An 11,832-nucleotide genomic window follows, 5' to 3' on the forward strand; every position below is an offset into this window, starting at 1 on the left:
CTCTCACGACGACGGGCGGCGGCCCCCGTCGACCCCCCGGCCGCGCCGCAGAGCCGGGACGGGGCCCGTGGCTGACCCGGGGGCCGCCGCCCGTCGTCGTGAGAGCCGTCCCGCGGGACGGCCGGGGGACGTCGTCCTCGGCCGCCGGGCCGCGCTCACCGGCCTGCTCGCGGCGGGTGCGGCGCTCGCCGGGTGCGCCCGGATCCCGACCGAGGGCCCGATCGCGACGAGCACGGACCTCGCCGTCGAGGACCTCGGGCGGGCCATCCCGCTGCCGCCGCGCCCGGGCTCGACCCCGGACGCGATCGTCGACGGCTTCCTGCGGGCCGCGGCGATCGGCTCGTCGGACATCACGACGGCCCGCGCCTTCCTCGCCGAGAACGTCCGCTGGGACCCGGACGGGGAGGTCGTCCTCTACACGACGTCCGAGGTCGCTCTCGTACGCGGTCCCGGGGCCGCCCCCGACGACCCGCCGACGGGCCAGGCGCGGGCGACACCGAGCGCCGCCCCCCGGCCGCGCGACGGCGACCGGGCCGAGGTCGCCGTCCGGCTCGACGGCGTCGTGGCGACGCTCGACCGGGTCGGGCGGCTCTCGCCGCTGCCGGCGCAGGTCCGCCGGCTCGCCTACGGTCTCGTCGTCCGGGAGGGCGAGTGGCGTATCGACCGCCTCGTCGACGGCCTGCCCGTCTCGCTGAGCCAGTTCGACACGTCGTCCGGGCACGCCCCGACCGCGCTGTACTTCCCGGACCCCTCCGGCCGCTGGCTCGTCCCCGACGTCCGCTACCTGCGGGAGCGGGTCGGCGCGACGCAGACCCAGGTGGTGACGGCCCTGCTCGACGGGCCGTCCGGGTGGCTCGCCGGTGCGGTGACCGTGCCGCGGACGCCGGGGCCGCTGCGGCTGCGGGTGTCGTCCGTGCCCCCGCCGGTCGCCGGCGTGGCGACCGTGGACCTCGACGAGTCGGCCCTCGCGCTCGACGAGCAGGCCCAGGCGCTGCTGCGCGAGCAGCTCTTCCGGTCGATGTCGGAGGCGAACGGCACCGCCGTCGTGACGAAGGTCGAGATCAGCGTCGACGGCCAGCTCCTGCCCGGCGCCGGCGGGGCGGGCCAGACCCCGGGCGCGGCATCGCTGCCGCGGACGGCGGACCAGGCCCTCGTCGGCGCGACGTTCGTCGCGGTCGACGCCAAGGCCCGCATCCTGCTCGGCCAGGGCAGCACCCCGCCCCGGCCCGTCGCCGGTCTCCAGCTCGCCGGCGGTGCGCGACCGGCGATGTCCTACACCGACGCCCCGCGCACGTACGCGCTCGTCGTCACGGGCAAGGACCAGAGCGTCCGCACCCTGAAGGTCGCCGAGGGGACGACGCCGCCGCTCGACGTCGTCGCCGCCGCCGACCTCACGTCCCCGTCGTTCGACAGCAGCGGATGGGTCTGGGCGAGTCCTCGCCGGCCCGCGGGCTCCGTCGTGGCGGCGATCCTCGTCAGCGGCCGGGTGCGCCGGGTCGATGTCGCGGCGCCGTGGCTGCGGTCCGGGCAGGTCGTCGCGCTGCGGGTCAGCCGGGAGGGTGCCCGTGCGGTGCTCGTCGTCGACGACGTCGCCGCCGACGGCCGCCGGGCGAGCCGGCTGCTGCTGTGCGGGGTCCGGCGCCGGCAGTCCGGCGAGCCGGTCTCGCTCGGCGGGCCGGTCCGGCTGCTGCCCGACCTCGTGCGGGCCGCCGACGTGGCGTGGTCCGGCGCCGGGCGGGTCACCGTCCTCGGCAGCCGGCGCCGGACCGACAAGCGGCTGCTCGTGCAGCCGTGGACGGTCGACGTCGGCGGTGACCCGTCGCCGCGCGGCACGACCGGGACGGCGGACCTCGGGGCCATCCTCACCGGCGCGGACGGCAAGCAGGTCACGAGCGCCGCGGTCTGGGAGCGGCTCGCGCCCGAGGTCGCGCCGACGCTCGCGGTCGGCGACACCGCGGACGACGTGTACGTCGGGACCGCGAAGGGCGACCTGTTCCACTACCGGCAGACCGGGTCCTGGGAGCGGTCGCGGGCCGGGGTGTTCCGGCCCGCCTTCCCGGGCTGAGACCCGGCCGGCCGGCCGGCCCCGACCCGTCCACAGCGGCGCCGTCCGTCCCGCCGTCCACAGCGGCGGCCGCGGGACGCACGGAGCGGGGGTGGCAGACGGCAGGCTCGGGCCATGACCGCAGCCGCCCGTCTCCTGGCCCTCGCCGACGGCCTGCTCGCCCTCGCCGCCCCGCCGCGGTGCGCGGGGTGCGACGTTCCCGGCACCGCGCTGTGCCCGCGCTGCCGGGCACCGCTCGAGGGCAGGGCCGCGCTCGTCGCGGTCCCGGGCTGGCCGCACGCCCCGCCCGCCGCCGGTCGCGCGCCGTACACGGGCGTGCTCCCGACCCTGGTCAACGCGTGGAAGGAGCGCGGCCGGCACGACCTCGAGCCGGTGCTAGGCGCCGCGCTCGCGGGAGCCGTCGGCGTGCTCCCGCCGGGCGCCGCGGCGGGTCGGGTGCTCGTCCCGGTCCCGTCGTCGCGCGCCGCCCGCAGACGGCGGGGCGCGGACGGCGTCCGGCGGCTCGCGCTGCAGGCGGCGCGGACGCTGCGGGCCGAGGGCGTGCCGGCGCGCGTGCTCCCCGCGCTCGCCCTCGCCCGGAGGGTGGACGACCAGTCCGGGCTGTCGGCGACGGAGCGTGCGCGCAACGTGGACGGCGCCTTCGTCGTCCGTGCCCGGGCGCGCGCCCTCGTCGCGGCCGGTCCGCCCGTCGTGCTCGTCGACGACGTGCTCACGACGGGCGCCACGCTGCGTGCGGCGGCGTGTGCGCTCGCGCAGGCGGGCGCCGTGGTCGAGGGTGTGGCCTGCGTGTCCGTCACGCCGCTGCGTCGCACACTCCCGGCCTCTGTCGGCACTGACGCGGGAGGACTAGCGTTGGGACGGGGGAAGGTCCTAGCGGACGCCGCCGACCCAGACGTCGGCGCAGGCGCCCGTGAGGCATCACCGATCGACAGGAGGCACACGTCGTGGAGATCGTGATCACCGGCCGGCACACCGAGGTCTCGGAGCGCTTCCGCAGGCTCGCGACCGAGAAGCTCGAGAAGATCGGGCAGCTGGCTCCCCGGGCCCACCGGGTCGACGTCGAACTGTCCCACGAGCGCAACCCGCGCCAGTCCCAGGTGAAGGAGACCGTCGAGATCACCGTCCGCGCGAAGGGCCCGGTCATCCGGGCGGAGGCCTCGGCGGAGGAGCCGTACGCCGCCCTCGACCTCGCGATGGACAAGCTCCTGGAGCGGCTGCGCCGCTCCAAGGACAAGCGCAAGGTGCACTACGGGCGGCAGACGCCCCCGTCGCTGCGGACCAACGGCGTGGCGGCCGGTGCCGCGGCGACCGCGAGCGCCGAGCTCGAGGCCGCGATGAACGGGCACGTCCTCGAGGACGACCTGGACGCCGCGGGCGAGAGCCCCATCGTCATCCGCACCAAGGACCACACCGCGGTGCCGATGACGATCGACCAGGCGCTCTACGAGATGGAGCTGGTCGGCCACGACTTCTTCCTCTTCGTGGACGCCGGCACGATGCTCCCGAGCGTCGTCTACCGCCGCCGGGGCTGGAACTACGGCCTGCTCCGCCTCACCGTGACGGCGCCCGCCGAGGAGGCCGCACCCGTGGTCCCCGCGACGGCCACGCACTGAGGTCCCGCAGCAGCGCACCGGTTCTCCAGGACCGGTCCTGACACAGGGCGGCGCGGCCGCCGGAGCCCGGTGACCCGGGCACCGGCGGCCGCGCCGCACCCGGGCGTCCCCGGTTGTCGGCGGCACGTGGCAGCATCGCCCGCGTGCCATCGATCACGCAGCGCCAGGTCGCCCGGCTGAGCATCCCGCAGGCCCGCCGGGTGGCCCTGGCGGCCCAGGGCTTCGCGACGCCCCGCCCGACCGGCCCGTTGACGATGCGGCACGTCCAGCGGGTGGTCGACACCGTGGGCGTGCTCCAGATCGACTCGGTGAACGTCCTGTCGCGCAGCCACTACGTGCCGGTGTTCAGCCGGCTCGGGGCCTACCCGCGCGCCCTGCTCGACCGCGCGTGCGGCACCACGCCGCGCCGGCTCGTCGAGTACTGGGCGCACGAGGCGTCGTTCGTGCCGCCGTCCACGCAGCGGCTGCTGCGGTTCCGGATGGCCAACGCGCACGAGGACGCCTGGGGCGGCATGGTCCGCACGGCCCGTGAGCGGGCGGCCCTGCTCGACGCCGTCCTCGCCGAGGTCGACGCGCGCGGTCCGCTGACCGCGAAGGAGATCGAGCGCTCCCTCGGGCAGGACCGGCCCCGGGAGAAGACGCACTGGGGCTGGAACTGGTCGGACACCAAGCGGTGCGTCGAGTTCCTCTTCTGGAGCGGGCGGCTGTCCTCGGCCGCCCGGACGAGCCAGTTCGAGCGCCTCTACGACCTCCCCGAGCGGGTGCTGCCGCCGCTCGTCGCGGCCGCGCCCGACCCGGACCCGGCCGCCGCGCACCGCGAGCTCGTCGCCATCGCCGCCCGCGCGCACGGCGTCGCGACGGAGCCGTGCCTGCGGGACTACTTCCGGCTCAAGCCCGCCCCCGCGCGCGCCGCGGTCGCCGAGCTCGTCGAGGACGGCGTCCTGCTGCCGGTCGAGGTCCGCGGCTGGAACCGGCCGGCGTACCTGCACCGCGAGGCCCGGCTCCCGCGGCGGGTCGAGGCCCGCGCGCTGCTCACACCGTTCGACTCGCTCGTGTGGGAGCGGCGGCGCACCGAGGAGCTCTTCGACTTCCGCTACCGCATCGAGATCTACACCCCCGCCGCCCAGCGCGTGCACGGCTACTACGTGCTGCCCTTCCTCCTCGGGGAGCGGCTCGTCGCCCGGGTCGACCTCAAGGCCGACCGGCTCGCCCCCGGCGGCGGGCTGCTCGTCGTCCGCGCCGCGTGGGCGGAGGCGCACGTCGGGCCCGGTTCGGACGGGCACGGCGACGTCGCCGAGGCGCTCGCCGACGAGCTCGTGCTCATGGCGCAGTGGCTCGGGCTGTCCGGCGTGCTCGTCGAGCCGCGGGGCGACCTCGCCGTCACCCTCGCCGTCGCGGTGGCCGCGGCGTCCTGACCGGGCGGCGCGGCCGCGCCGTCAGCCGAGCGGGTCCGGGTCGGTGACGAGCCGGGCGTGCAGGTGCTCGTCGGACCACCGGTCGTCGACGGGGTACCGCATGCCGTCGCGCAGCACGCCCTCGGCGCGGTAGCCGGCCCGCCGGGCGACGGCGCACGACCGTTCGTTCTCCACCGCGTGGCTCAGCTCGATGCGGTGCCACCCGAGCCGTTCGAGGACGAAGCGGGTGCCGAGCAGGAGCGCCGTCGACGCGACGCCGCGGCCGCGGACCTCGGGGGCGAGCCAGTAGCCGACGCTGCCGCAGCCGAGGCCGCTGTCGTGGAGCGCGAACCGCAGGGAGCCGAGCAGGTCGCCGCCGTGCGCGCTGACCGCCCAGGCGACACCGTCGCCGTCGGCGTAGGCGGCGGCGTACCGCTGGACCGTCTGCAGGGCGTCGGCCCGGTCGGCGAGCAGGAAGCCGGCGTACCGCGCGACGAGCGGGTCGCGCTGCGCGATGAGGAACGGGGCCGCGTCGTCCTGCCGCCAGCCGCGCAGCTCGAGCCCGTCGACGAGCTCGATGCGCGGGTGCTTGCGCGCGACGACCGGCCTCATCCGGCGACCGCCTCCTCGTCGAGGGTCTGCTCGCTCGCGACAAGGTCGTAGCGGAGCAGGTCGCAGACCCGGCCGTCGCGCAGGAGCTCGACCTCCCGGTCTCGTCCGCACGGTCGCAGGCCGGCCTTCTCGGCGACCCGCTGGGAGGCGACGTTACCGTCGGCGGCCCGGACGAGTGCACGGCGGGCCCCGAGGCCACCGACGTCCTGGGGCAGGAGGGCGTGCCGGACGGCGAGCCGCACGGCCGCCGTCGTGAGCCCGAGCCGCCGCGAGTCCGGGTGGGTCCAGTAGCCGATCTCCACCGAGTGCGTCGCACCGACGGGGGAGAGCCCGAAGAGCCCGACCTCGCCGGCGAGGGTGTCCCTGCCGGGGGCCGTGAACGCCCAGTAGAGCGCGACGCCGTCCGCGTGGTGCGTCCTGATCTCCTCGAGGTGGGCCAGCGCGTTGACCTCGGAGTAGCGCGCGGGCAGGTCGGGCAGCCAGGCCTGGGTGGCGGCGTCCGAGCAGGCCTCGACCATCCGCGCGGCGTCGTCCTGGCGGTGCGGCCGCAGCCGCACGGTGCCGTCCGCGAGGACCGGCGCGGCCAGCCAGGCGTGCGCGGGGGTCATCGGCTCGCCGCGGCGCAGCGACCCGACCCAGGCGTCGGCGCGGTGCGTCGTCCAGCCGTCCGCGCCCTCCTCCCGCACCGTGAGCAGCCCGCGGACGAGCCCCTCCATCCGGAAGCCGGCCGCCCACGCGACCCGGCGGCTCGCCCAGTTGCCGGCCGCGGCCCGCCACTGGACGACCTCGATCCCGGCCTCGGCGAAGCCCCACGCGCAGACCAGACGCAGCGCCCGGCTCGCCATGCCCTGGCCGCGGGCGGCGGCGGCGAACGCGTAGCCGACCTCCGCGCCCGAGGGGGTCGCGCCGTCGGGGCGCAGGTCGATCGCGCCCGCGTAGGAGCCGTCCGCGTCCTCGACGGCGAAGGTCAGCGAGCGCCGCGCGTCCCACTCCTCGCGGCGGGTCGCGACGTACTGCTCGCCGTGCCGGTCGCCGTAGGGCTGCGGGACCGTCGTCCACCGGACCGTCTGCGGGTCCCGGCACGCCGCGACGACGGCGGGGACGTCGTCCGGACGGTGCGCCCGCAGCGTGACGACCCCGTCGGAGAGGGTCGGCGCCCAGGGCGGGAGGTCCATGCCGTGAGCCTTGCGCCTGGTGGGGCGGGCGGCAACGGCTTTGGGGCACCTCGTCCGGCGTGTCGCGATCATCCGGCGCGGCGCCGGCACCGGACGCCGGCGGGCGGGTCCGGCGGCCCGGCGGCGTGTGCGCCGAGCAGGGGCGCGGGCTGACTACCATGGCTGTGCAGGGCACCTTCTGGTGCCGTCGTTCGTCGTGCCCGTCGGACGGTGCCGCCGGTGCCGTCCGCAAGCCGGCTCCGGTACGCCAGCCGGGCGAAGACTGGGAGAAGTCGCGTGGTCAAGATCGTCGAGAAGCTTCTGCGGGCCGGTGAGGGCCGGATCGTCAAGAAGCTGAAGGGTCTCGCGACGCAGGTCAACGCGCTCGAGGACGACTTCGTGTCGCTCACCGACGCGGAGCTGCGCGAGGAGACGGACCGCTTCAAGGAACGCCTCGCCAAGGGCGAGACGCTCGACGACCTGCTCCCGGAGGCGTTCGCCGTCGTCCGCGAGGCGGCCCGGCGGACCCTCGGCCAGCGGCACTTCGACGTCCAGCTCATGGGCGGTGCGGCGCTGCACCTGGGCAACATCGCCGAGATGAAGACCGGTGAGGGCAAGACCCTCGTCGCGACGCTCCCGGCCTACCTCAACGCCCTCACCGGCAAGGGCGTCCACGTCATCACGGTCAACGACTACCTCGCGTCGTACCAGTCCGAGCTCATGGGCCGCGTGCACCGGTTCCTCGGTCTGTCGGTCGGCTGCATCATGTCCTCGATGCGCCCCGACGAGCGGCGCGTCCAGTACGCGGCCGACATCACGTACGGCACGAACAACGAGTTCGGCTTCGACTACCTGCGCGACAACATGGCGTGGTCCTCGGCGGACCTCGTCCAGCGCGGTCACGCCTTCGCCATCGTCGACGAGGTCGACTCGATCCTCATCGACGAGGCCCGGACGCCGCTCATCATCTCCGGCCCGGCCGACCAGCCGACGAAGTGGTACACCGAGTTCGCGAAGATCGCGACGCGCCTGAAGATCGACGTCGACTACGAGGTCGACGAGAAGAAGCGCACCGTCGGCGTCCTGGAGTCCGGCATCGCGCGCGTCGAGGACTACCTCGGCATCGAGAACCTCTACGAGAGCGTGAACACCCCGCTCGTCGGGTTCCTCAACAACGCCATCAAGGCCAAGGAGCTCTTCAAGCTCGACAAGGACTACGTCGTCATCGACGGCGAGGTCCTCATCGTCGACGAGCACACCGGCCGGCTGCTCGCGGGCCGCCGCTACAACGAGGGCATGCACCAGGCCATCGAGGCCAAGGAGGGCGTCGAGATCCAGAGCGAGAACCAGACGCTCGCGACGATCACCCTCCAGAACTACTTCCGCATGTACGACAAGCTCTCCGGGATGACCGGTACGGCCCAGACCGAGGCCGCCGAGCTCATGAGCATCTACAAGCTCGGCGTCGTGCCGATCCCGACGAACCGCCCGATGCAGCGCAAGGACGAGCAGGACCTCATCTACAAGAACGAGGTCGCGAAGTTCGACGCCGTCGTCGAGGACATCGCCGAGCGTCACGGGGAGGGCCAGCCCGTCCTCGTCGGCACGACGAGCGTCGAGAAGAGCGAGTACCTGTCGAAGCAGCTCGTCGAGCGCGGCGTCCGCCATGAGGTGCTCAACGCGAAGCAGCACGCGCGGGAGGCGTCGATCGTCGCCCAGGCGGGCCGCAAGAACGCCGTGACCGTCGCGACGAACATGGCCGGCCGCGGCACCGACATCATGCTCGGCGGCAACGCCGAGTTCATGGCCGTGGAAGAGATGCGGGAGCGCGGGCTCGACCCGCAGGAGCACGCCGAGGAGTACGAGGCCGCCTGGCCGGACGTCCTCAAGGCCGCGCAGGAGGCCGTCGCGGCCGAGCACGACGAGGTCGTCGAGCTCGGCGGGCTCTACGTGCTCGGCACCGAGCGCCACGAGTCGCGCCGGATCGACAACCAGCTCCGCGGCCGGTCCGGCCGCCAGGGCGACCCGGGCGAGAGCCGGTTCTACCTCTCGCTCACCGACGACCTCATGCGGCTGTTCAACTCCGGCATGGTCGAGAGCTTCCTCAACGCGGCGAAGATCCCCGACGACCTGCCCATCGAGCACCGGATGGTGACCCGGGCGATCGCCAGCGCGCAGAGCCAGGTCGAGGGCCGCAACTTCGAGATCCGCAAGAACGTCCTCAAGTACGACGACGTCCTCAACCGGCAGCGCGAGGTCATCTACGGCGAGCGCCGCCAGGTGCTCGAGGGCGCCGACCTGCAGGAGCAGATCCGGCACTTCATCGACGACGTCATCAAGGACTACGTCGTCAACGCGACCGGCGAGGGCTTCGGCGACGACTGGGACCTCGACCAGCTGTGGTCGGCGCTCAAGACGCTGTACCCGGTCGGCATCACCGTCGAGGACGTCGTCGCGGAGGCCGGCGGCCGTGAGGCCGTGACCCAGGCGATGCTCGTCACCGAGCTGACGTCGGACGCGCACGTCGCCTACGACAAGCGCGAGGAGGCGATCGGCCCGGAGCTCATGCGCGAGCTCGAGCGCCGCGTCGTGCTGTCGGTCCTGGACCGCAAGTGGCGCGAGCACCTCTACGAGATGGACTACCTCCAGGAGGGCATCGGCCTGCGCGCCATGGCCCAGCGCGACCCGCTCGTGGAGTACCAGCGCGAGGGCTTCCTGCTGTTCCAGGCGATGACCGACGCCATCAAGGAGGAGTCGGTCGGCTACATCTTCAACGTCGAGGTCCAGGTGGAGCCGGCCGCCGAGGAGGCCGACGAGGCCCCGGTGCTCGTCGCGAAGGGCCTCGTCACGCCGCAGGCCCCCGCCCAGCTCCAGTACAGCGCCCCGAGCGTCGACTCCGAGGACGGCGTCGAGGTCCGGGGCGAGGGCGGCGAACCGGCCCGCCCGGCGTCCGACAAGAGCAACCGCGCCGAGCGGCGCGCCAACCGCAAGAAGCGCTGACCGGAGCCACCGGCACCACCGGTGCCCGTGCACCCATGGGTGCACGGGCGCGGGCGCCGGGGCGTCCGCATCGATGCACCCATGCCTTCACGGGCGTCCCGGCGGGACGCCCGCAACGAGCGTGCAGCGATGGGTGCACGAACGCGGGTGCGCGAGCACCTGGATCCATCCACCCACGGCTGCACGCCCCGACGGCCGGAGAGCTCGTGCCGTCCGAGGTCGTGCCGCAGACGTCTCGATGATCGTGTCGCGGAGGTCCTGTCGGTGCCGGTCCCTAGGGTGACCGGCACCGACCGGGCCGACGCCCGGCCCCAGCGATGAGGACCCGATGGACGACGTGACCGCCGCCTACCCCAAGGCGCCTGCTTTCGCCGCGCACTTCACGGACCCGCTCTACGACGACCTCGCGGACGAGCTCGCCCCGTTCGGCAGCGACGAGGGGGCCGACATGCTCGCTGACTGGGTCCACGGCCCGGAGGACCTCACCGCGGCCAGCACCTACCGCGACGTGCTCTCCGCGTTCACCGACGACGTCGAGGCGCTCGTCATGGAGGCCCACGCCGGCGCGATGGACCTCGCGGCGGTCGTGCTCGGCGGCTGCTTCACGCTGCTGCGGCTCACCGGGCGCATCGACCCCGAGGGGCGCCGGGTCCTCCTCGACACCCTCGACGTCATGGAGCGGGAGTACGGCGCCGAGCAGTTCCGCACCATGCGCCGGGACGTGCTGGCGCTGCGCGGCTGACGAGCGGGCCGTCCCGCGCCGACCGACCTTGTCCGGGCCGGACGGCGCCCTTCTCAGCCCAGCTCGAGGACGGTCACCCGCCACCGCCCGTCGAGCCCTTCCAGCCGCAGCGCCACCGCCCGGGTCCGCTCCGCGTCGCCGACGACGGCGCTCGCCTCGACGATCCCGTCGCGGAGCTCGCACGTGCGCACCGACCGCACCCGCGGCCGCCCCGCCGGGCCCTGCGCGCTCCCGAGCCGGCCCGCCCGCCGGGCCCGGGTCGCGACCTCGCCGCGCCGCGCGAGCCGGGTGTAGACGTCCTCGGTCGTCCACCGGACCAGCTGCACCGCGGGCCGCAGCCCCACCGCGACCTCGGTCGCGGCCTGGACGAACTGGCCCGCCCAGCGGCCCGGGTCCGGGAGGTCGACCGTCGGGGTGGCCTGCTCGGCCCGGGTCCGCCCGTCCTCGTCGTCGGGCACGACGAGCGGCGTCGGGGGCGTGGCCCGGCGGGGCACCCGCCGCCGCCCGGCGCGCGCGGGTGCCGCGGCAGCCGGGGCGCCGCCGGCCGGGGGCACCAGGACGGTCCGGGCGCGTTCCGTCGGCTGGGTGACCGTGCCGGCGAGCGGCTGGGCGGTCGGGTCCGGCGCCGGGACGGCGGCAGCGGACGGGGCGATACCGGCCGCCGGGGCGTGCGTCGTGACGACGGCGAGCGCAGGCAGCGCCGGCTCGTTGACCGGCGCGGGAAGCAGCCGCAGCCGGGGGCGCGCCGGGACCTCGACCCGGCCGGCCGGAACGGGCTCGTGACCGACGAGGTCCGCCTCGACGGGCTGCGCGGTCATCGGGCACCTGCCGTGCCTGCGGCGGCCGGTGCCGCCGCGCCGGTCGGGGTGCCGGTGGTCGACGCACCCGGCCCGCCCGGCGGCCGGACCCGGTCGCGCGCGGCGGCTCCGGGGGGCTGCAGCACCTGCCCGGGCAGCAGCCGGTCGGGGTCGTCCCCGAGGACCGCCCGGTTCGTCGCGTGCCACTGCGGCCACTCGGCCGCCACCTCGGCCGCGGTCGCGTGCGGCCCCAGGTGACGCTCGACGATCGCCCACAGGGTGTCGCCGGCGCGGACGACGACCTCGGAGCGGGCGGCGTGCCGCGGGCGCAGGTCCGGCCCGGGCATCACGACCGGCGGCCGGGCCCGGACGACGGGCGCGGGTGCGGCCGGCACCCAGCCGGGGTCGAGCGACGCCGTCGCCCCTGCCGCCGACCCCGCGGCCGCCCGCGCCGC

General features: G+C 75.5%; 10 protein-coding genes. 6 read left to right on the top strand and 4 right to left on the bottom strand.

The window, feature by feature from the left end:
- Positions 1–67: 67 nt before the first annotated feature.
- The 4 genes from EDJALFJO_RS06200 (at position 68) to EDJALFJO_RS06215 (ending at position 5,093) form a co-directional block, all read left to right on the top strand.
- A complete protein-coding gene (locus EDJALFJO_RS06200) occupies positions 68–2,065 on the top strand; it encodes an LpqB family beta-propeller domain-containing protein (RefSeq protein WP_088283279.1) in 1,998 nt (665 codons plus the stop codon).
- Positions 2,066–2,179: 114 nt separating this feature from the next.
- The gene (locus EDJALFJO_RS06205; RefSeq protein WP_088283281.1) at positions 2,180–3,022 is read left to right on the top strand and encodes a ComF family protein; all 843 of its coding nucleotides are present in this window, start codon (positions 2,180–2,182) and stop codon (positions 3,020–3,022) included.
- On the top strand, positions 3,010–3,678 hold the full coding sequence (gene hpf / locus EDJALFJO_RS06210; protein ID WP_088283283.1) for a ribosome hibernation-promoting factor, HPF/YfiA family: 669 nt from the start codon (positions 3,010–3,012) through the stop codon (positions 3,676–3,678). The genes EDJALFJO_RS06205 and hpf overlap by 13 nt, the downstream gene beginning before the upstream one ends.
- Positions 3,679–3,821: 143 nt before the next feature.
- Positions 3,822–5,093, top strand: a complete 1,272-nt coding sequence (locus EDJALFJO_RS06215) for a winged helix-turn-helix domain-containing protein (protein ID WP_233149708.1) — start codon at positions 3,822–3,824, stop codon at positions 5,091–5,093.
- A 21-nt stretch (positions 5,094–5,114) separates the two neighbouring features.
- On the opposite strand, the gene EDJALFJO_RS06220 is transcribed toward EDJALFJO_RS06215, so the two are convergent.
- Positions 5,115–5,684, bottom strand: coding sequence for a GNAT family N-acetyltransferase (locus EDJALFJO_RS06220; protein ID WP_088283285.1), 570 nt, complete (start codon positions 5,682–5,684; stop codon positions 5,115–5,117).
- Positions 5,681–6,859, bottom strand: a complete 1,179-nt coding sequence (locus EDJALFJO_RS06225; protein WP_158220308.1) for a GNAT family N-acetyltransferase — start codon at positions 6,857–6,859, stop codon at positions 5,681–5,683. The genes EDJALFJO_RS06220 and EDJALFJO_RS06225 overlap by 4 nt, the downstream gene beginning before the upstream one ends.
- A 276-nt stretch (positions 6,860–7,135) precedes the next feature.
- On the opposite strand from EDJALFJO_RS06225, the gene secA reads away from it, so the two are divergent.
- Positions 7,136–9,838 (top strand): preprotein translocase subunit SecA, encoded by a 2,703-nt coding sequence (gene secA, locus EDJALFJO_RS06230; RefSeq protein ID WP_088283289.1) that lies wholly within the window; start codon positions 7,136–7,138, stop codon positions 9,836–9,838.
- A 328-nt stretch (positions 9,839–10,166) separates the two neighbouring features.
- Entirely contained in the window at positions 10,167–10,580 is a 414-nt protein-coding gene (locus tag EDJALFJO_RS06235) for a hypothetical protein (RefSeq protein ID WP_088283291.1), read from the top strand.
- Between the two features lie 53 nt (positions 10,581–10,633).
- Here the strand turns inward: EDJALFJO_RS06235 and EDJALFJO_RS06240 are convergent, their stop codons facing one another.
- Both EDJALFJO_RS06240 and EDJALFJO_RS34065 read right to left on the bottom strand, forming a co-directional pair.
- On the bottom strand, positions 10,634–11,398 hold the full coding sequence (locus EDJALFJO_RS06240; protein ID WP_088283293.1) for an Rv3235 family protein: 765 nt from the start codon (positions 11,396–11,398) through the stop codon (positions 10,634–10,636).
- Positions 11,395–11,832: LysM peptidoglycan-binding domain-containing protein (locus EDJALFJO_RS34065; protein WP_369812498.1), on the bottom strand; the 438-nt coding region annotated here is incomplete at its 5' end. The genes EDJALFJO_RS34065 and EDJALFJO_RS06240, both read right to left, overlap by 4 nt.

The organism is Kineosporia sp. A_224 (genome assembly GCF_002198655.1).
In the GTDB taxonomy this organism is placed as follows: Bacteria; Actinomycetota; Actinomycetes; order Actinomycetales; family Kineosporiaceae; genus R-H-3.